Annotated in this window: 21 protein-coding genes and 1 other RNA gene; 12 read left to right on the top strand and 10 right to left on the bottom strand. The window is 71.4% G+C overall.

Annotated elements, in window-relative coordinates; translation table 11 throughout:
- Positions 1-21 precede the first annotated feature (21 nt).
- From Mco01_RS05960 to Mco01_RS05950, 3 genes are all read left to right on the top strand, one after another.
- Positions 22-2,250, top strand: a complete 2,229-nt coding sequence (locus Mco01_RS05960) for a SulP family inorganic anion transporter (RefSeq protein WP_204055858.1) — start codon at positions 22-24, stop codon at positions 2,248-2,250.
- A 90-nt stretch (positions 2,251-2,340) separates the two neighbouring features.
- Positions 2,341-3,354: an NAD-dependent epimerase/dehydratase family protein gene (locus Mco01_RS05955; RefSeq protein WP_204055857.1), complete on the top strand. Its 1,014-nt coding sequence runs from the start codon at positions 2,341-2,343 to the stop codon at positions 3,352-3,354.
- Positions 3,355-3,387: 33 nt separating this feature from the next.
- Positions 3,388-4,092, top strand: a complete 705-nt coding sequence (locus tag Mco01_RS05950) for a type II toxin-antitoxin system PemK/MazF family toxin (protein WP_204055856.1) — start codon at positions 3,388-3,390, stop codon at positions 4,090-4,092.
- A gap of 21 nt (positions 4,093-4,113) precedes the next feature.
- Here Mco01_RS05950 and Mco01_RS05945 read toward each other — a convergent pair whose 3' ends face one another.
- Entirely contained in the window at positions 4,114-4,851 is a 738-nt protein-coding gene (locus Mco01_RS05945) for a TetR/AcrR family transcriptional regulator (protein WP_204055855.1), read from the bottom strand.
- A gap of 118 nt (positions 4,852-4,969) precedes the next feature.
- Between Mco01_RS05945 and atpB the strand changes: the two genes are divergently transcribed.
- Both atpB and Mco01_RS05935 read left to right on the top strand, forming a co-directional pair.
- Positions 4,970-5,758, top strand: coding sequence for a F0F1 ATP synthase subunit A (atpB, locus tag Mco01_RS05940; protein WP_204055854.1), 789 nt, complete (start codon positions 4,970-4,972; stop codon positions 5,756-5,758).
- Between the two features lie 66 nt (positions 5,759-5,824).
- The gene (locus Mco01_RS05935; RefSeq protein WP_204055853.1) at positions 5,825-6,109 is read left to right on the top strand and encodes a YiaA/YiaB family inner membrane protein; all 285 of its coding nucleotides are present in this window, start codon (positions 5,825-5,827) and stop codon (positions 6,107-6,109) included.
- 24 nt (positions 6,110-6,133) lie between these two features.
- Here Mco01_RS05935 and Mco01_RS05930 read toward each other — a convergent pair whose 3' ends face one another.
- Positions 6,134-6,616, bottom strand: coding sequence for a MarR family transcriptional regulator (locus tag Mco01_RS05930; RefSeq protein ID WP_239103368.1), 483 nt, complete (start codon positions 6,614-6,616; stop codon positions 6,134-6,136).
- A gap of 68 nt (positions 6,617-6,684) precedes the next feature.
- Between Mco01_RS05930 and Mco01_RS05925 the strand changes: the two genes are divergently transcribed.
- A complete protein-coding gene (locus tag Mco01_RS05925; RefSeq protein ID WP_204055852.1) occupies positions 6,685-7,047 on the top strand; it encodes an HGxxPAAW family protein in 363 nt (120 codons plus the stop codon).
- A gap of 19 nt (positions 7,048-7,066) precedes the next feature.
- Entirely contained in the window at positions 7,067-7,795 is a 729-nt protein-coding gene (locus Mco01_RS05920; RefSeq protein ID WP_204055851.1) for a hypothetical protein, read from the top strand.
- Between the two features lie 12 nt (positions 7,796-7,807).
- On the opposite strand, the gene Mco01_RS05915 is transcribed toward Mco01_RS05920, so the two are convergent.
- The gene (locus tag Mco01_RS05915) at positions 7,808-8,089 is read right to left on the bottom strand and encodes a hypothetical protein (protein WP_204055850.1); all 282 of its coding nucleotides are present in this window, start codon (positions 8,087-8,089) and stop codon (positions 7,808-7,810) included.
- 52 nt (positions 8,090-8,141) lie between these two features.
- The gene (locus Mco01_RS05910; RefSeq protein WP_204055849.1) at positions 8,142-8,714 is read right to left on the bottom strand and encodes a TetR/AcrR family transcriptional regulator; all 573 of its coding nucleotides are present in this window, start codon (positions 8,712-8,714) and stop codon (positions 8,142-8,144) included.
- Between the two features lie 72 nt (positions 8,715-8,786).
- On the opposite strand from Mco01_RS05910, the gene Mco01_RS05905 reads away from it, so the two are divergent.
- Entirely contained in the window at positions 8,787-9,284 is a 498-nt protein-coding gene (locus tag Mco01_RS05905) for an FBP domain-containing protein (RefSeq protein ID WP_036330325.1), read from the top strand.
- A gap of 176 nt (positions 9,285-9,460) precedes the next feature.
- On the opposite strand, the gene Mco01_RS05900 is transcribed toward Mco01_RS05905, so the two are convergent.
- A complete protein-coding gene (locus Mco01_RS05900) occupies positions 9,461-9,841 on the bottom strand; it encodes a VOC family protein (RefSeq protein ID WP_204055848.1) in 381 nt (126 codons plus the stop codon).
- Between the two features lie 256 nt (positions 9,842-10,097).
- Between Mco01_RS05900 and Mco01_RS05895 the strand changes: the two genes are divergently transcribed.
- Together Mco01_RS05895 and Mco01_RS05890 are read left to right on the top strand one after the other, a co-directional pair.
- Positions 10,098-10,571, top strand: a complete 474-nt coding sequence (locus Mco01_RS05895) for a hypothetical protein (RefSeq protein ID WP_204055847.1) — start codon at positions 10,098-10,100, stop codon at positions 10,569-10,571.
- Positions 10,571-10,894: a winged helix-turn-helix domain-containing protein gene (locus Mco01_RS05890; protein ID WP_204055846.1), complete on the top strand. Its 324-nt coding sequence runs from the start codon at positions 10,571-10,573 to the stop codon at positions 10,892-10,894. The genes Mco01_RS05895 and Mco01_RS05890 overlap by 1 nt, the downstream gene beginning before the upstream one ends.
- Here the strand turns inward: Mco01_RS05890 and Mco01_RS05885 are convergent.
- Positions 10,891-11,805 (bottom strand): NmrA family NAD(P)-binding protein, encoded by a 915-nt coding sequence (locus tag Mco01_RS05885; RefSeq protein ID WP_204055845.1) that lies wholly within the window; start codon positions 11,803-11,805, stop codon positions 10,891-10,893. The two genes, Mco01_RS05890 and Mco01_RS05885, sit on opposite strands and share 4 nt — an antisense overlap.
- A gap of 334 nt (positions 11,806-12,139) precedes the next feature.
- Between Mco01_RS05885 and Mco01_RS05880 the strand changes: the two genes are divergently transcribed.
- Both Mco01_RS05880 and Mco01_RS05875 read left to right on the top strand, forming a co-directional pair.
- On the top strand, positions 12,140-13,675 hold the full coding sequence (locus Mco01_RS05880) for a DNRLRE domain-containing protein (protein ID WP_204055844.1): 1,536 nt from the start codon (positions 12,140-12,142) through the stop codon (positions 13,673-13,675).
- Positions 13,676-13,804: 129 nt separating this feature from the next.
- A complete protein-coding gene (locus Mco01_RS05875; RefSeq protein ID WP_204055843.1) occupies positions 13,805-14,173 on the top strand; it encodes a PH domain-containing protein in 369 nt (122 codons plus the stop codon).
- 268 nt (positions 14,174-14,441) lie between these two features.
- Here the strand turns inward: Mco01_RS05875 and rnpB are convergent.
- The 4 genes from rnpB to Mco01_RS05855 all read right to left on the bottom strand — a co-directional run bounded on the left by rnpB (position 14,442) and on the right by Mco01_RS05855 (position 17,722).
- Positions 14,442-14,833: RNase P RNA component class A (gene rnpB / locus Mco01_RS05870), an RNA gene on the bottom strand.
- 47 nt (positions 14,834-14,880) lie between these two features.
- Complete coding sequence (locus Mco01_RS05865; RefSeq protein WP_204056117.1) at positions 14,881-16,119, bottom strand: bifunctional RNase H/acid phosphatase; 1,239 nt, start codon at positions 16,117-16,119, stop codon at positions 14,881-14,883.
- Positions 16,119-16,859 carry a zinc ribbon domain-containing protein gene (locus Mco01_RS05860; protein WP_204055842.1) on the bottom strand — a complete coding sequence of 247 codons (741 nt, stop codon included), beginning with the start codon at positions 16,857-16,859 and terminating at the stop codon, positions 16,119-16,121. Before Mco01_RS05860 ends, Mco01_RS05865 begins: the two co-directional genes overlap by 1 nt.
- Positions 16,856-17,722: a Nif3-like dinuclear metal center hexameric protein gene (locus Mco01_RS05855; protein WP_275410466.1), complete on the bottom strand. Its 867-nt coding sequence runs from the start codon at positions 17,720-17,722 to the stop codon at positions 16,856-16,858. Before Mco01_RS05855 ends, Mco01_RS05860 begins: the two co-directional genes overlap by 4 nt.
- Positions 17,723-17,756: the final 34 nt, after the last annotated feature.

The raw sequence follows: 17,756 nt of genomic DNA, 5'->3' as shown, positions 1-17,756 counted from the left end.
CCGCTGTCGTAGGGTCGCGACATGACTGTGCGTAGTCACGCGATCTCACACGGTGTGTTGACCTCGATGCTCAAGCACGACGTGCCCGCCTCGCTCGTGGTGTTCCTGGTGGCGGTCCCGCTGTCGCTCGGCATCGCGCTCGCGTCCGGCGCGCCGCCGGCCGCCGGGCTCGTGGCGGCCGTCGTCGGAGGCGTCGTCGCGGGAGCCCTCGGCGGCTCGGTCGTCCAGGTCAGCGGCCCCGCCGCCGGCCTGTCGCTGGTGGTGGCCGAGCTGGTCGACACGTACGGCTGGCGGGCCACGTGCGGCATCACGCTGATGGCCGGGGTCGTCCAGCTGCTCCTGGGCGGCCTGCGGGTGGCCAGGGCGGCCCTCGGCGTCTCCCCCGCGGTCGTGCACGGCATGCTGGCCGGGGTCGGCGCGGTGATCGCCCTGTCGCAGCTGCACATCGTGCTCGGCGGCACCCCTCAGCGCTCGGCGCTGGAGAACATCGTGGAGCTCCCCGGGCAGATCGCCCGCAACCACAGCCACGCCGTGATGGCCGGGACGCTGACCATCGCCGTTCTGATGGCCTGGAGCCGGATCCCGCGTCTCAAGGTGGTGCCGGCGCCCCTCGCGGCCCTGGTCGTCGCCACGGTCGTCGCCACGCTCCTGGGCTGGGACCTGACCAGGGTGGACCTCGGCGCCGGGTTCTCCGGACTCCAGGGGCCCCTGCTGCCGAAGGGTGACTGGCACGCGATCGCGGGGGCCGTGCTGCTGGTCGCGCTCCTCGCCGGGGTGGAGTCGCTGCTCACCTGCGTCGCCTCCAACCGCCTCCACGACGGCCCGCGGGCCGACCTCGACCGCGAGCTGACGGCGCAGGGCGCCGCCAACCTCGTGTCCGGCGCCCTCGGAGGGCTTCCCGTGGCGGGCGTCGTCGTCCGCACCACCACCAACGTGCGGGCGGGGGCGCGCAGCCGCTGGTCCGCCGTGCTGCACGGCGTGTGGGTGCTGCTGTTCACCGCGGCGTTCGCCTGGATGATCGCGCTGATCCCCCTGGAGGCGCTGGCCGCGCTGCTGCTGTTCATCGGCGTGCAGATGGTTAACCTCGCCCACGTGCGCAACCTGCGGGGCCACCGGGAGGTCCCGGTGTACGTCGTGACGATGGGCGGGGTGGTGTTCATCGGGCTCGCCGAGGGCGTCGCGATCGGCCTCGGCCTCGCCGCGCTGCTCGCGCTGCGCCGCCTCGCCTGGGTGTCGGTCGACGTGCGCGACACGGGCGAGGGCCGCCGCCGGGTCGCCGTCACCGGGTCGCTCACGTTCCTCGGCGTGCCGCGCCTGACCGAGGCGCTCGCGGCGGTGCCGCCGGGAGCCGGCGTCGAGCTCGACCTGCACCTCGACTTCATGGACAACGCCGCCTTCGAGGCCCTGCACGCGTGGCGGCTGGAGCACGAGCGGGGCGGCGGCGCGGTCGACGTCGACGAGGTGCACGGGGACTGGTACGCCGCCGGGGTCAGCGGAGCCCGCATGTTCCCCGCCCGCATCCCGCCGCGCCACGAGCGCTGGTGGCTCCCCTGGGCGTACCGGCGGACCGCACGGCCCCCACTCCCGGCGGGCGGGCACGACGCCGCCGTCCACCCGGACGTGCCGATGCCCGATCTGCTGCACGGGACGCGCGAGTTCCAGCGCCGTACGGCGCCGCTCGTGCGCCCGCTGCTCCACCGGATGGCCCGTGGTCAGACGCCGTCCCACCTGTTCGTCACCTGCGCCGACTCGCGGATCGTGCCGAACATCATCACGGCGAGCGGGCCGGGCGACCTGTTCACCGTGCGGAACGTCGGCAACTTCGTGCCCCGGGCGCCGAGCGCGCCGCCGGACGACTCCGTGGCCGCGGCTGTCGAGTACGCGGTGACGGTGCTGGGGGTGCGGACCATCACCGTATGCGGCCACTCGGGCTGCGGCGCGATGGCGGCCCTGCTGGGCGAGGTCCCCGACCTGCCCGCCCTGCGCAGCTGGCTGCGGCACGGCCGCCAGAGCCTGGCCCGGTTCGTGGCCCACCCCGGCGACGAGGACGACGCCGGTCCGCTCGACCGGCTCTGCCGGGTCAACGTCATCCAGCAGCTCGACAACCTCCGGACGTACCCCTTCGTGGACGCGCTCGTCCGCTCGGGCGACCTGGAGCTCGCGGGGCTCTACTTCGACATCGGCGCGGCGCGGGTCCACCTGCTCGACCGGGAACGGTTCACGCCGGTCCCCGAGCTCAGCGGGGGCTGACCGGGGGCGCCGCCTTCGCTCTCAGCGGATCACGTCCGCCGACCGTGAAACCCCGCAGACGGCGGCGCCGCCCGCGCGAAGGATGGCGGCATGAGAATTCTGGTAATCGGCGGTTCCGTCTTCCTCGGCCGGGCCATCGTCGAGGACGCGCTGGGCCGGGGCCACGAGGTGACGACGTTCAACCGGGGCAGGAGCGGGCCCGACCTGCCGGGGGTGGAGGCCGTGCACGGCGACCGCGAGGTCGCCGCCGACCTCGAACGCCTGGTGGACGGCCGGCGATGGGACGCGGTCGTCGACGTCTGCGGGTTCACTCCCCGGGTCGTCCTCGACTCGGTGCGGGCGCTGTCGGGGCACGCCGCGCAGTACACGTTCATCTCCAGCATCTCCGCGTACGCCGACTGGCCGGGCAAACCGGGCGTCACCGAGGAGTCCCCCCTGTTCGACTGCCCACCGGACGCGGAGGCCGGCTTCGGCGAGTACGGCGTCCTTAAGGCCGGGTGCGAGCGGGCCGTGGAGCAGCACTTCGACGGCGCCGCCCTGATCGTCCAGCCGGGCCTGATCCTTGGCCCCCACGAGAACGTCGGCCGCCTGCCCTGGTGGCTCACCCGCATCGCGAAGGGAGGCCGGGTCCTCGCCCCGGGCGATCCCGGCCTGCCGATCCAGCTCATCGACGCCCGCGACATCGCCGCGTTCACCGTCACCCAGGCGGCGAACGGCGCGGCCGGCCGCTACATGACGGGCGGGGTGCCGGGCAACGCGACGTTCGGGAGCTGGCTCGGCGCCTGCGTCGAGGTCACCGGCTCCGACGCCGAGCTGGTGTGGGTCGACGACCGGTTCCTCCTGGACCGGGACGTGCAGGAGTGGACCGAGCTGCCCCTGTGGGCCACGTCGCAGTCCGGCGCCGGCGTGTGGTCGCACTCGTCGGCCAAGGCGCTGGCGGCCGGTCTCACCTGCCGTCCGGTCGACGAGACGGTCAGGGACACCTGGGAGTGGCTCAAGGACGTCCCCGAGGAGCGGCGCAGCTTCGGCTCGCAGCGGCTGCGCCACGGGATCGACCCGGACAAGGAGGCCCGGATCCTGGCGGAGTGGGACGCCCGCTCCTGAGATTTGTCGGCGGCGGGTCCTAGGCTGACGGTCATGCTGTGGATCGGTCTGATCGTGGTCGCGCTCGTGCTGCTCGCCTGCGTCGGCGGCGCGCTTCTCCGTCGCTCCGCACCGCGCCGCCGGCCGGGGCGGTCCGGCGACTCGCCCGGCCGGGGCGACGGCTCGCCGGCTCGGAGAGGCGCGCGGCGGCCTCCCGCGGGACGCGGGAGCGGCCGCCGGAGCGTGACGCGCGACGGGCGGTCCGGCCGTGACCGGCGGCCGGACGCGGGGCCCGAGACCCGGGGGTCGCGCGACGAGCACGCGGGCGGTGGACGGCGACCCCGCGGCCGGGCGGCGGCGACAGGCGAGGCGCCGTCCCGCACGTCCGCGCGCGGGCCGGCGGCCGGGCACGCCGGCGCGCCGGAGGAGGCCGCGGCCGGCCCGCGGCCCGGCGAGATCTGGTGGGCGGACGTGCCGTTCGAGGACGGCCCCGGGTCCAAGGTGCGTCCCTGCCTCGTGCTCCGGACCCACCGCGGCGGGGCCGAGGTGCTGAAGATCACCAGCCAGGACCAGAGCCGTCGGTCCGACCACATCGAGATCCCCACCCGCGCCTGGGACCGCGACGCCGACCACAACAGCTTCCTCGACCTCACGGGCCCGATCCGGGTGCCCGCCGCCTCCTTCGACGACAGGGCGGGCACGCTGGACGCGCACATCTGGCAGCGGGTCTGCGAGCTCCACCGGATCCCCGTCCGCTGACCCCCGCGGCCGCCGGCCGGGCTACGGCACGGGCGGGGTGCCCGGGCGGGGAAGGCGGGCGGCGATGCCGTCCAGGAGGCGGTCGAGGCCGTAGGCGAACCGCTCGTCGGCGTCGACGAGCTCCCGGCCGCCCTCGGTCGTCATGCGCAGCAGCATCGGATAGCGCCCGGTCGCGATCTGCGACTGGATGTACGGCAGCTGCGTCGTCATCCACTCCTGAAGGGTGAGCCCGGTGCGCCGCAAGGCCTCGGCGTCGGCCAGCTCGCTCTGGACGAAGCCGTTCAGGTAGGCGAAGACCCCGCCGACGATGGTCAGCATCTCGTCGACGCCCAGGCCGAGGCCGTCCAGCATGCCGAGCGCCGTCTCCATGAGCCGCAACCGCGTCGGGCTGGCCTGCTGGCGGCTCGCCGCGAGCGGCGCGAGCCAGGGATGGCGCAGCATGGTCCGCCTCGCCTGCCAGGCGAGATCGCGCAGATCGCTCGCCCACTCCCCAGTGAGGGTCGTCTCGCCGGGCAGGTACTCGCCCACGACGAGGTCGATCATCAGCTCGATCACGTCGTCCTTGCCGGAGACGTACCGGTAGAGGGACATCGTCCCCGCCCCGAGCTCGCCCGCGAGCCGCCGCATGGAGATCGCGTCGAGGCCCTCCGCGTCGGCGACCTGGACGGCCACCTCGGCCAGGCGGGCGCGGCTGAAGCTCGGCCGCGGCCCCCGCGCGGGCCGCTCCGGCCGCATCCAGAGGTTCTCGCGACCCGTCATCGCCCTTCGTCCCGTCTCGGCAGCGGTATTGCGTACACCGTACCGGGCGGGTTAGGGTCGAGGGCACAAACCGAGTACGTCGTACCCAGTTTTGTCACGCCCGGACGAGGGGACCCTCATGCCCGCGATCCTCGCCTCAGACGTCTTCACGCCTCCCGACGTCGGCCTGTTCGACTTCCCCCCGCTCTGGTCCGGCGCGCCGTACTGGCTGACGAAGCCGGTCGTGCTCGGCCTTGCCGGGGTGGCCGTGCTCTGCGTTCTCGCCTGGGCGGCGTTCGCCCGCCCCGCGCTCGTCCCCCGCGGCCTGCAGAACGCCGGCGAGTACGGCTACCCGTTCGTCCGCGACCAGGTGGCCCGCCCGTTCCTGGGCGCGGACGCCGACCGGTGGATGCCCCTGCTGCTGAGCCTGTTCCTCCTGATCCTGCTGTGGAACCTGTTCGGGGTCGTCCCCGGGCTGCAGTTCCCGGTGAACGCGCGCATCTCGTTCCCGGTGGTGTTCGCCCTGATCGTGTACGTCATCAAGATCTATCTGGGCGTGCGACACCAGGGTCTCAAGGGCTACCTGACCGGCCTGATGTTCCCGCCCGGGCTGCCGAAGCCACTCGCCATCGCCCTGTTCGCCCCGCTCGAACTGCTGTACACGTTCGTCACCTCGCCGTTCACCCACGCCGTGCGGCTGTTCGCGAACATGTTCGCCGGACACCTGCTGCTGGCGTTCTTCAGCGCCGTCGGGTTCTGGTTCGTCGTCGAGCATCCGACCCTGCCGGGGGTGCCGGTCGGCATCCTGAGCGTGGTCATGGCCGTCCTGATGACGGGACTGGAGATCTTCATCCAGTTCCTCCAGGCGTTCCTGTTCACCATGCTCGCCGCCATGTTCATCGGCGGGTCCCTGCACCCCGACCACTGACGTACTCACCGCGTTCTGAGTACGCGCGCTCACGCGCCGTCCGCGCCGTTTCCCGAGCATGGGTGCATGACCCAACCGGTGAAGACGACCACCACCACCGCGTTCTACGTTCAGTCCGTCATCTCGTTCGCGCTGTCGCTCGGCGCGCTGGCGGTCGCCATCGCGTACCTGCCCGTCACGGCGTGGGTGCGCGCGTTCCTCGCCCTCGGGCTGATGTACGTCGTCACCTCGGCGTTCACGCTCGCCAAGTGCGTGCGCGACCGCCACGAGGAGGAGTCCGTCGTCAGCCGGGTCGACCAGGCCAGGCTCGACAAGCTGCTGGCCGAGCACGACCCGTTCCGCGTCGACTGAGCCGTGAGCGGGGCGGGGGCCCGCTCACCGGCCGGATCCGCGGCGGATCTCCTCCAGCGAGCTCCGCATCAGGTCCGTCGCACGCGTGAACCAGTCGGCCAGCACGCCGACCTCGTCGGGGGTGTAATCGGCGAACAGGCCGGCGAGCCGCCCGTAGAACGGCTCGTACACGGCGGACACCCGCTCGGCCGCCGTCGGGTCGGCGACGACCCGCACGCGCCGCCGGTCGCCGGGGTCGGCCTGCCGGCGCGCGTAACCGGCCTGTTCCAGCCGGTTGAGCACCCCCGTCACCGCGCCGGTGGTCAGGCCGGCCAGCTCGGCCAGCTCACCCGCCGTCAGCGGGTCGTCCGCGGCTCCCAGGATGTGACCGAGACAGGTCAGGTCGGTGATGTTGAGGCCCAGCCGCTGGGCGATGTCATGCTGGCCGACCAGGCTGAGCGCGATGAGCCGGTCCATCCCCGCCATCGCCTCCCGGGCCGACGCCCGCGGACGCGGTTTGCCCTCCACGCGCATTCTCCTTAGCATCTAAGATAATTAGTACGTGAGATAAGTATCTCACCGGAGCGAGGAGAACGATGAGCGCGCTGCATGACGACGTCGACCTGGGGCACACGGTCGCGGGATGGGCGGGGTGCGCCATCGCCCTCGCCGGATTCGCCACGGCCGGGGCGGCCCTGTGCGCGGGCCGGCCGGCCGGGATCTGGCTGGGGGCCGGCCTGGTCGTGTTCGCCGGCCTGGCGACCTGGGCGTTGCACCTGATGGGCTGGGGCAAGCCGAGCGGCGTCCGCCCTGCGGAGGAGTGGGACTGGCGGGTGCGGGACCCGATGACGGGCCACCGCGACTGCCTCGCCTGCCGCCTGGCGGGCCGGCGCGCGGCCGAGGCCGCGGAGGCCGCGGAGACTGCGGAGGCCCTCGCCCCCGTTCCGGCCGGACGGTGAGTGGAGGACAATGTCGCCCGTGCTTCCCGCCCTCCGCCGGTCCCAGGACACCGGGCTGGACTACTACCTCGTCCTGCCCGAGGGCGGTCCCCACGGTTCGTCCGCGTCGCGGGTGGAGGGGATCGTCGTCGAGGAGTTCGACCTGGCCGGCGACTTCACGACGACGGCCCTCAACGGCGCCGGGTGGACCGCCGCGGACGGCGAGTGGTGGAGTTCGGCCGCCTTCGGCCGTGAGATGCGCCGCGATCCCCGGTTGCGCTCCCGGGTCGTCGCGGCACGCCGCCAGGAGGCCGAGGCGGCGTACCGCCGGCTCGGCGGCGGCGACCTGCCGGACGAGACCGGCCTGCGAGCCCGCTTCCGCGACCCTCAGCCGCTCCCGGTCGCCCCTCCCCTGCGGTTCGGCCCGGCGGACGTGCCCGAGGGCTACCACGACAGGCGGGTCTATCGGCTGCTGTTCGCCGGCGAGCCGGACGACGGCTGCCCGGGACGCCTCCGCGGCCTGTGGGGCATGACGCCCCCGGACGACCGCGCCGATCCGGGCGTGGCCGGCCGAGCCGGGCGCCGCACGGCCCGGGACGCGTTCACCTGGGACCTTCGCCGGATCGGCCCCGGCGTCGCCTGGTCGCTCGACCTGACGGCCTGTCTCGGCACGTCATCCGACGCGGCCCTCGGCCCCCTCCTGCGGGAGCTGACCACGACCATGCGTCACGAGGGCCTGATCCCGGTCACCGTCGAGCGCTTCTCCTGATGCGACCTCGCGTCAGCCGGTGAGTCCGGGGGGCTGCTCCTGCGCGAAGGTGATCACGATGTACCGGCCGTTGGCGTAGCTGACCACGGGCCGCTGAAGCATGTCCCCCACCCTGCGGGCGACGTTCTGGAACAGCTCCACCATGTCCGGGGTGTCGGCGCTCACCCTGAACCGCCCGTCCGTCTGGAGGTGGTGGGCGACCAGCGTGGAGAAGGTCGCCTCGGCCCGTGCCGCTTCGTCCCCGTCGAGAGGGGTGCGCCGGGGTACGGGGTGGGTGCCGAGGGGCTGGGTCATCGCGGATCTCCTCCTGATCGCCGTCGGACCAGCATGCCACAGGCGGGGGGCGTCATCGGACCGGCGGCCAGTTCCTGAGGACGGCGTCGAGGGCGTCCAGAGTCCTGGACCAGGAGGCGTCCACCTCGCGCGGGTGCCGGCGGAACCCGCCCGCCGTCTCCAGGCTCACGTACCCGTGGAACGTGCTGTGCAGCATCCGCACCGCATCCGTCTGATCGGGCTCCGGCAGCTCGTAGCCGCGCAGGATGGCCCGCGTCATCTCGGCGTGCCGCCGTGCCGCGCTGGCGAGCGCCGTCTCCAGGTCGAGCTCGGTCTGCATCGCCGCGTACCTCCCCGGGTGCCGTTTCGCGTAGCTCCGGTAGGCGTTGGCGAAGGACACCAGCGCGTCCTTGCCCGCGCGACCGGCGAGCGCGGCGGCGGCGCCGTCGGCGAGTTCCGCCAGGGCCAGGACCGCCACCCTGACCCGTACGTCCTGGACGTCCTTGACGTGGGAGTACAGAGCCGCGGGCTTGACGCCGAAGCGTCGCGCGAGCGCCGAGACGGTCACGTTGTGGAAGCCGATCTCGTCGGCCAGATCCGCCGCCGCCTGGGTCACGAGTTCCGCGGTGAGCCCCGCACGCGCCATGCGCCACCCTCTCTTACTTACAGCTTTTAAGCAGTTGCCTACTAGCCTTAAGGAAGGCTAGCCTCCCCGGCCATGAGACCGGTAACCGAGCAGGACATCCGCACGTCGTTCGTCAACTGTTCCAAGGGTGAGGCCAAACGGCTCGGTCTTCCCAGAGATCTCGCCGATCAGCCGTGGGACGACCTCGACTTCCTCGGCTGGCGAGATCCGGGGGCGCCCGGACGCGCCTACCTGGTCGCCGAACGCGACGGCTCCCTCGTCGGCCTCGCGCTCAGGGCGACGTCCGGGACGGCACGCGGCTTCACCGCGCGCAGCATGTGCTCGCTGTGCCTGACCACGCACACCAACGGCGGCGTGGCGCTGATGACGGCACGCCGGACCGGCGACGCGGGCCGTCAGGGCAACTCGGTCGGGCAGTACCTGTGCACCGACTTCGCCTGCTCCCTCTACGCCCGCGGAAAGAAGGAGGCGGCGGGTGCCTCGCCGGTCGACGAGTCCCTCACCGTGGAGGAGAAGGTGGCCCGCACCCGGGCCCATCTGTTCTCCTTCGTCGACAAGGTCGTCGCCTGACGAACGGGGATTCGCCGACGAGCCCGAGCGTCACGCGTACGCGAGCCGGCGGCCTCGGCCCGATCGCGGGCCGGGGCGCTCGGCTCCGGCGCTCCCGTCGGTTGAGGATGTCCTCGTGGCGGACGGCGCGGTGGCGTTGGCGAGCGCGTGGTTGGCGTCGAGGCGACCGATGATCGTCAGAGCGGGTTGAGGCGGGCCTTGAGCAGGCAGAACTCATTGCCTTCCGGGTCGGCCAGGACATGCCACTGCTCGTCCCCCGTCTGGCCGATGTCGGCCGGGCGCGCACCGAGCTTCAGAAGGCGGTCGAGCTCGGCGTCCTGATCGCGATCGGTGGCGTTGACGTCGATGTGCAGCCGGGATTTCCCCTTCTCCGGCTCGTCCCTGCGACTGAGGATGATCGTCGGCTGCGGACCGCCGAACCCTTCGCGCGGCCCGATCTCCAGCGAGCCGTCGTCCTCGCGATCGAGCACGACGAAGTCCAGGACCTCGCACCAGAACCGCGCCAGCGCCTCAGGGTCGCGGCAACCGAGCACGAGCTCACTGATGCGACACGCCATGGACGAAACCCACTCTCAGTCTGGGAGCTGCCGGAGAGACCGAACGCCGGGCCCCGTCGGCCAGAACGATCCCGCGATCGTAGCGGGCGGGGCGAGCAGAGGGCGAGATGTTTACACCGGCGGCCCCAGCCGCTCAGAGCTGTGAGGGTCGCCCCGAAGACGATCGGACAGCGCGATGGACAACTGCTTTCCTCTGAGGAAAGTCCATGGTACTTTCCTCAGAGGAAAGCAGTCATATCGACCAGGGATGGCCCTCATGAACCCTCAGGACGCCCAGTCCTCGCTCGACGAGATCCGCCGCCTGGAGGGGAGGACCCGGCAGGAGATGGTCCGCCAGAAGTTCGCCCGTCCCTACGTCCTGCTCGCAGCTCTTGGGCTCTTCGTCGGCTTGGTCTCCCTGGACCTCGAGAACCCTTGGCGCTCCGCCGCCCTGCTGATCGGATTCGGCCTGTTTGCCGGAGTGGGAATCGTCCAGGAGCACCGCGCCCTCGTCCACAGGAAGCCCACCGGCCCCGAATGGCTGTTCTGGGCGGGGCTGTCGGCCGGGCTCATGCTGCTGTTCGGTGTCCTGCGGATCGCCGCCTGGGCGTGGTTCGCCCTCCCGGCACAGGGACTGCTGTCGCAGGGCACGGTCGCCGCCGCGGCGACGGCCGTGACGTATCTCGCGGTGACGCCCCTGGCTCGTCGGACCCTCATCACGGTCACGCGGCGCGAGGGCGGACGCGTCTGATGGATCCGCACTTCGACGAGTTCCTCCACGTCTCCGCACGGCTGTCGATCGTCGCCCTGCTGGCGCCGGCCGACTGGGTGGACTTCGGCTTCCTGAGGGACACGATCGGGACCAGCGATTCGGCGCTGTCCAAGCAACTGTCGGCACTGGCCGAGGCCGGGTACGTCACGGTCCGGAAGGATCAGCAAAGCCGGGCACGGCGTACCTACGTGCAGCTCACCCCGCAAGGACGGCACGCATTCCAGAGGCACGCGGCGGCGCTGGAAAGGATCGTCGCGGCCGCCGACGTCCCGGGCAGACCCGCGGCGCGCCAGGACGGCTAGCCCAGGTAGAAGTCCCTGCGCGCGGCCACGAACGACTCGATCGTCTGGGCGGGTACGCCTGTCACGCGTTCGACGTCGTCGGACGCGTCGTCGTAGCGGTTCTCCTCGTGCAGCCGGATCACGATGGTGGCGAGGTGCTGTTCGATGTGCGGCGGCAGGCCCGCCTTGGCGAGCACCTCGGCCCGCCACCGGTCCAGCGGCACATCCACATAGGACACCGGACGCTCCAACGCCCGTGAGAAGTCCTCTGCAATCTCGGTCATGTCGACCATGCGCGGCCCCGCAAGCTCGTACGCGTGCCCGACGTGCGGAGCCGGGTCGCGGAGCACGGCGGTGACCACCCGGGCGACGTCGTCAACGGCGATCGGCGCCGTGCGCCCGGTGCCGAACGGCAGCGTGATCGTGCCGTTCTCCTGGATCGACCGGGCCGCGAATGTGGTGAACAGCGGATTTTCCAGGAAAACCGTCGGGCGGATGTGCACCACTGGCAGGCCCGACCATTCGAATACCTGCTCCGCCAGCCAGTGCAGCCGGTGCTGGTGTGACTCCGCCCTGCCGGTGCCGGTGGCGCTCATCTCCGACACCGCCATCTGTGACATGCCCACCAGAGCGTCCAACTCCCCGCGTTCCCGCGCCACGGTGGCCACCACGGTCGCCGCCAGCAGATGGTCCGGCGACACGGGCATCGCGAAGTACATCCGCCCGACACCCTCCAGCGCGGCCGCGACGTTCTCGGGCCGGGTCAGGTCGCCGACGACGACGTCCGCCCCGAGGGCGCGCAACTCAGCCGCACGTTCGTCGTCGCGGCGGACCATCGCGCGCACCGGCACGTCCTGCGCCCGCAGGTGGTCGAGCACCGTACGGCCCGTGCCACCGGCGGCGGCGACGAGAACAAGGTCTCTGGCACCCATCGGTCGTTCTCCTTCCGAGCCGGCTTGGGCCCAGATAGCGCAACTGGTCGAACGCACCGTCGGCTCTATCCAGTGAACGACGCCCCGCTGCCTGTCCATCCCGTTGCCTGCCGGCGCACTACAGCCTGCCCGCCAGCCCCGTACGTGCCGGGCCGGCTGTGCCAGCGGCCGACGGGCGAAAGCGAGATCAATGGGCAGGTCCCCCATCGAAACAGCGCGTTGAAACACTTTCCCTGACACATCCGATGAAGCTAATGATCAGGGGGCCCGATGGTTCAAGACGGGAAAAGGTCCGCACTCCGGCGCCCCGCGGGTGGCGAACGTCGGAGATCGAATGAAGTCGGTGACGTGGATCCGTCGTGCAAGCGTGCTGCTGCTCTTGCCGCCCCTGGTCGGCATCTCCCACGCCGACGCTGCGGTCGTACAGACGGGCAAACCGGTGGTGATGACCTACGTGTCGTCGAAACACCAAAACCAGTCATACTGGCAGGAAAAGACAGCACCCGTCGGCTATAACGCGGGCACGCACACGGTCAACCGTTCGTTTTTCCAGTTCGACGTCTCTCAATACGCCGGCAAGCACATCGTGGGTGCAACCCTGCGGCTGATCCATACCAACATGGCTTGCAATCAGGGCATAGAGCTGTGGAAGACCACGCGGATCAGCCCGGAGACCACGTGGAAGGAACAGCCTCGCTGGCTCAAGAAGCTCGACCTCGCCATCCCGGCGGTCGGCGGAGCGGGCGTGTGCGACGGCGGCTCGGTGGAATGGGACGCCACGGCTGCCGTAGCGGATGCGGCGGCCACCGGCAGGAAGTACGTCACTCTCGGGCTTCGAGCCGAGGACGAGACGAACTCCGCAGCGTGGTACCTGTTCACGAACGACTCCACCTGGGACAGCTCCGGCCTGCAAGTCACCTACAACACACCCCCTGACGTACCATCCGCCCTCACCGTCGGGCAGTCCGCTATCCCTTGCTCGTCAGCCTCGCGGCCCTATCTCCCTACGTCGACGCCGGAACTGCACGCGAGGCTGACCGATCCCGACTCCGATGCGACGGCGGAGCAGGTTACCGCGCAATTCGAATGGGGGACGCTGGACGGCGCGACACTGGGCGAACAGGCCAGTCTCACGGCCCTGGCGCCGAACGACGCCTCGGTGCGAATCCTCAGCGGACAACTCGCCGACGGCACCACCTACCGATGGCGGGTGCGGACCCAGGACGCGACCGAGTCCGGCCCGTGGAGCCAATGGTGCGCGTTCACGGTTGACATGACAGCTCCAGACCGGCAACCCGACGTCACCTCCGTCGACTACCCCGAGAACGGTCTCGGTGGCCACGTCGGCCTCGCAGGCGAGTTCACCTTCACCCCTAACGGTGTGGACGATGTCGCAGGCTATCGCTACGGATTGTCGGGTGACATCTCCCACCAGGTGCCCGCCGGAGCGGACGGATCCGCGAAGGTACTGATCAAACCGCGCATGGACTGGGGAAACAGTCTGTCGGTGGCCAGTGTGGACCGGGCAGGGAACATTGGGCCCATCCACGTCTACGCGTTCTACGTGAACAGCGTCGAATCACCCACGATCGGATCGGCAGACTACCCGGAGTGGGAGTACGGCGGCGGAATCGGCGTGCCAGGCTCGTTCACGTTCAGCGCCAACGGATTCTCGGATGTGATCGCAGCCTACCGGTACACCTTCGACGGCGTGACGACCGAGGTGGCGGCCGGCGCCGACGGATCGGCCGCCGTGACCGTCACACCGATCTCGGCAGACCAGGACACGCTGTATGTGCAGGCTGTCGACCGTGACGGTGATTCACTCTGGGATGGACAGTACGAATTCTTCGTCAATCCCGCCTCATGAATTTCCGGGGCACCGACGGAACCCGCCAGTGACCAATCACGGCGCGACGCCGGATCCACACAGTACGAGTCTGATCATGTGCCGCATCGCCTCCGGCGGTCGGCGCCTCCCTTCACGTCAGGAGCACGCATGCAGGGCATCCCCCACGACCGACCGGAGCAGTTGCAGCAGGTTAAGAGCGGGCTGATGCAAGGTGAGCAGATCATCGCCGTCTACGATGCCATCGGCGTGGGCACGGGATTCCTGGGATTGACCGACCGGCGGGTCATCATTCAGGACAAGTCCTTTGTCGGAAAGAAGATCGCGATCACGAGCATCCCGTATGCAAAAATCACCAGCGTTAGTGCGATCAGCAACAAGTCGTTCGCCGGATCCTTCTTCTCCTCCGGATCGATTGCCATCAATGTCGGTACTCACGTGTACGAGATGGACTTCCGTGGTGAGCAGAAGGCTCATCACGTCCACAGTGTCATCCTGCACTTCATCACCCAGCAGTAGCGCAAGACCTGTTCCAACGGCGCCGCACTTGACCAGTGTCTGTTTCACTAGCACTTTCAGAGTCCGCCGGCCTTCCTCGCCTGCTGGTTGCGGCTGGGCTTGACCTGGAGGAACCGGACTGCTGGGGCTCGGCCTGGCCCGGTGACAGGCGAGCGATCAGGACGTCCAGCGCAGCCGGCCGCGGCGCGAGTTGCGTGCTCGATGTGCCCCCGATGTGCCCCCGAGCAGGAGTGATCCGGAAGTCGGCCCAGCTCAGAGGGGTGGTAGGAGGACGAGCCGGCCTGTAGGCCGGGTTCTGTGGCCGGCCGTGTGGCCGGCCGGCGGCCATCCATCTAGGACCGCCGTTGCCGGCGGCCTCAAGCGGTCTACCCGCGCGGCTCGGGCGGGCAGCCCTCGAACGTCGCGCGCGGGACGTTCCGGAGAACATCCCTTCTTGACCTTGCTCCGGGTGGGGTTTACCGAGCCGCCCACGTCACCGTGGGCGCTGGTGGTCTCTTACACCACCGTTTCACCCTTACCCCCGCGAAGGGGGCGGTCTGCTTTCTGTGGCACTGTCCCGCGGGTCACCCCGGGTCGGCGTTACCGACCACCCTGCCCTGTGGAGCCCGGACCTTCCTCGGCGGGGCCGCAAGGCCCCGACGCGGCCGCCCGGCCGGCTCGTCCACCGTAATACAAAGCGTAGCGGCTCCCCGATCCCTTCCCGACGATCAATCCTGGAGGTGCGCGGTGTCGTTCAGGAGCCGTACGACGGCCGGGCCGTCGGCGTAGTAGTCGACGGCCGACAGGCAGGCGAGGTCGAGGTGCATGCGGTAGAGGGAGTCCAGGGGCGCTCCGAGCGCCGACCGGACGAGCATCTTGATCGGCGTGACGTGGGACACCACCACGACGCTCCTGCCCTCGTGGGCCCGCACGATCCGGTCCCTGGCCCGGTCGACCCGCAGGGCGGTGGCGGTGAAGCTCTCCCCGCCGGGCGGTGCGGTGTCCGGGTCGGCGAGCCAGGCGGCCAGCTGGTCGGGCCACCGCTGCTGAATCTCGGCGAACGTGTGTCCCTCCCACGCGCCGAAGTCGATCTCGCGCAGGTCCTCCTCGACGAGGACGGTCAGGCCGGTCCGGGCCGCCACCGCCTCGGCCGTCTGCCGGGCGCGCGTCAGCGGCGAGCTCACGATCGCCTCGATGTCGTACGGCTTGCGCGACAGGCGGAGGGCGGCGGACTCGGCCTGCGACAGGCCGTTCGAGGTGAGGGCGGGGTCGCCGAGCCCGGAGAACCGCTTCTCGACCGACAGCGGGGTCTCGCCGTGCCGCAGGAGCAGCAGTGAGGTGGCAACCCGGGTGGCCCTGGGCATCCATCCGTGGCCGCGCCGGCCGCGGTCCGAGGTGTCCGCCGCGTCGGTGTTGGGCGGCTCCGCAGCCTCCGCGACCTCCGCAGCTCCGGTGATGCCCGCGGAACCCGCGACGCCCGCGGAACCCGCGACCCCCGCGGAACCCGTGACCCCCGCAGCTCCGGTGACGCCCGTGGCTCTCCAGGTCTCGCCCCGGGCGGCCGCGTCCATGGCCTCGTTGGCCAGGCGGTCGGCGTGCGTGTTGCGCTCGCGCGGGATCCACGTCCACGTCACGCGCAGGCGACGGGCCAGTGCCGCGGCCTCCAGCGCGAGCGGCCGCAGCCCCTCGTGCTTCACCTTCCAGCGGCCCGCCATCTGCTCGATGACGAGCTTGGAGTCCATCCTGACCTCGACCTGCCCGCCCTCGCCGCCGAGCGCGAGCAGGGACCGCAGCCCGGCGATCAGCCCGCGGTACTCGGCCACGTTGTTGGTCGCGGTGCCGATGGACTCGGCGGCCTCGGCGAGGACGGTCCCGTCGGCGTCCTTGACCACGGCGCCGTACCCGGCAGGGCCGGGGTTGCCCCGCGAACCCCCGTCGGCCTCGACGACGAACCGCGGCCCGGCCATCACAGCCCTGACTCGGGCGTACGGACGAGGATCCGGCGGCACTCCTCGCACCGGACCACCTCGTCCGGCGCGGCGGCCCTGATGCGGTTGAGGTCGGCGATCGACAGGCTCGTACGGCAGCCGAGGCAGCGGCCGCCGTGGAGCATGGCCGCGCCGACGCCCGACTGCTCACGCAGCTTCTCGTACAGGGCGAGCAGGTCGGCCGGGACATCGGCGACGAGGGTGGAGCGCCGGCCCTGGACCTCGGCGCCCTCCTTGTCGATCTCGGCGAACGAGGCGTCGCGGCGGTCCTCGGACTCGCGCAGGGCGGCGGTCACCGTGTCGCGGTCGGCCTTGAGGGTCGAGACGCGGGCGTCGGCGGCCTCCCGCCGTTCCATGATCTCGAGCACGACCTCCTCCAGGTCCGACTGCCGCCGGCGGAGGGAGACGATCTCGGACTGCAGGCTCGCCAGGTCCTTGGGCGAGGTGACCTGGCCGGAGTCGAGCCGCTTCTGGTCGCGGTCGACGCGGGTGCGGACGGCGTCGACGTCCGACTCGGCCTTGGCCTGGTCGCGGCCGAGGTCACCGGCCTCGGTCTCGGCGGCGATGATCTGGGTCGCCAGCTGCGCGAGCCGCTTCGACCGCTCCTCGACCTCGGCGAGCTCCGGCAGCGACCGGCGCCGGTGCCGGAGCCGGTCGGCAGCGGCGTCGAGCTCCGCCACATCGAGCAGGCGCTTCTGTGCTTCGGGTGCGGCCTTCATCCCAATCCCTCAAGATGCTCGGGGGTCAAGTCGGTGGTCGTCGCCGTCCAGGCGTCGGTGACGGCGTCCGAGACGCGCGCCTCAACAGTAATGCCACCGGCGGCCAAGGCTGACGTCAGACGCCCGGCGGCGTCCGCGAGCCAGGGCCACTCGGTGGCCCAGTGGGACGCGTCGACCAGGGCGGGGCCGCCCTCGGCCTCCATGTGCTCGCTGGCGGGGTGGTGCCGCAGGTCGGCCGTGAGATACACGTCCACGCCGGCGGCCCTGGCCGTGCCGAGGAGGGAGTCGCCCGCGCCCCCGCACACCGCGACGGAGCGGACCGGGCGTCCGGGGTCCCCGGCGACCCGCAGCGGCCCGGCCGTCCGGGGCAGCCCCGCCGCGGCCCGCGCGGCGAACTCGCCGAGCGTGACCGGAGCGGGCAGGTCCCCCACGCGGCCGAGCCCGCGGCGCGGGTCGGCGGCGGACGGCTGGAGGGGGCGGAGCGGGCCGGACAGGCCGACGGCCCGGGCCAGGGCGTCGGACACGCCGGGGTCGGCCACGTCGGCGTTCGTGTGGGCCGTGTAGAGGGCCACGTCGTTCCTGATCAGCCGGTGGACGACCCGGCCCTTGAACGTGGTCGCCGCGACGCTGGTGGTCCCCCGCAGGTAGAGCGGGTGGTGGGTGACGACCAGGTCGGCGCCCCAGGCGAGCGCCTCGTCCACCACGGCCGCGACCGGGTCGACCGCGAACAGCACCTTGCGCACGGGCTGCCCGGGCTCCCCGCAGACCAGGCCGACCGCGTCCCACGACTCGGCCCAGGAGGGGTCGTACAGCGCCTCCATGGAGGCGACGACCTCGGCGAGCGTGCTGGAGATCAATGCCACCCGCGCACCCTACAGCCTGGCGGCGGCACGTCCC

It is taken from the genome of Microbispora corallina, from assembly GCF_016863035.1.
Lineage (GTDB): Bacteria > Actinomycetota > Actinomycetes > Streptosporangiales > Streptosporangiaceae > Microbispora > Microbispora corallina.
This window is presented reverse-complemented; position numbering and strand designations above follow the sequence as displayed.

Excerpts from the sequence above, each read along its gene's own strand:
- Mco01_RS05955 (WP_204055857.1), top strand. The coding sequence starts at position 2,341 with ATGAGAATTCTGGTAATCGGCGGTTCCGTCTTCCTCGGCCGGGCCATC.
- Mco01_RS05865 (WP_204056117.1), bottom strand. The coding sequence starts at position 16,119 with ATGGCCGGGCCGCGGTTCGTCGTCGAGGCCGACGGGGGTTCGCGGGGC.
- Mco01_RS05960 (WP_204055858.1), top strand. The coding sequence starts at position 22 with ATGACTGTGCGTAGTCACGCGATCTCACACGGTGTGTTGACCTCGATG.
- Mco01_RS05890 (WP_204055846.1), top strand. The coding sequence starts at position 10,571 with ATGGATCCGCACTTCGACGAGTTCCTCCACGTCTCCGCACGGCTGTCG.
- Mco01_RS05915 (WP_204055850.1), bottom strand. The coding sequence starts at position 8,089 with ATGACCCAGCCCCTCGGCACCCACCCCGTACCCCGGCGCACCCCTCTC.
- Mco01_RS05895 (WP_204055847.1), top strand. The coding sequence starts at position 10,098 with ATGAACCCTCAGGACGCCCAGTCCTCGCTCGACGAGATCCGCCGCCTG.
- Mco01_RS05885 (WP_204055845.1), bottom strand. The coding sequence starts at position 11,805 with ATGGGTGCCAGAGACCTTGTTCTCGTCGCCGCCGCCGGTGGCACGGGC.
- Mco01_RS05945 (WP_204055855.1), bottom strand. The coding sequence starts at position 4,851 with ATGACGGGTCGCGAGAACCTCTGGATGCGGCCGGAGCGGCCCGCGCGG.
- Mco01_RS05875 (WP_204055843.1), top strand. The coding sequence starts at position 13,805 with ATGCAGGGCATCCCCCACGACCGACCGGAGCAGTTGCAGCAGGTTAAG.
- Mco01_RS05905 (WP_036330325.1), top strand. The coding sequence starts at position 8,787 with ATGAGACCGGTAACCGAGCAGGACATCCGCACGTCGTTCGTCAACTGT.
- Mco01_RS05925 (WP_204055852.1), top strand. The coding sequence starts at position 6,685 with ATGAGCGCGCTGCATGACGACGTCGACCTGGGGCACACGGTCGCGGGA.
- Mco01_RS05860 (WP_204055842.1), bottom strand. The coding sequence starts at position 16,859 with ATGAAGGCCGCACCCGAAGCACAGAAGCGCCTGCTCGATGTGGCGGAG.
- Mco01_RS05950 (WP_204055856.1), top strand. The coding sequence starts at position 3,388 with ATGCTGTGGATCGGTCTGATCGTGGTCGCGCTCGTGCTGCTCGCCTGC.
- Mco01_RS05900 (WP_204055848.1), bottom strand. The coding sequence starts at position 9,841 with ATGGCGTGTCGCATCAGTGAGCTCGTGCTCGGTTGCCGCGACCCTGAG.
- Mco01_RS05910 (WP_204055849.1), bottom strand. The coding sequence starts at position 8,714 with ATGGCGCGTGCGGGGCTCACCGCGGAACTCGTGACCCAGGCGGCGGCG.
- Mco01_RS05880 (WP_204055844.1), top strand. The coding sequence starts at position 12,140 with ATGAAGTCGGTGACGTGGATCCGTCGTGCAAGCGTGCTGCTGCTCTTG.
- Mco01_RS05935 (WP_204055853.1), top strand. The coding sequence starts at position 5,825 with ATGACCCAACCGGTGAAGACGACCACCACCACCGCGTTCTACGTTCAG.
- atpB (WP_204055854.1), top strand. The coding sequence starts at position 4,970 with ATGCCCGCGATCCTCGCCTCAGACGTCTTCACGCCTCCCGACGTCGGC.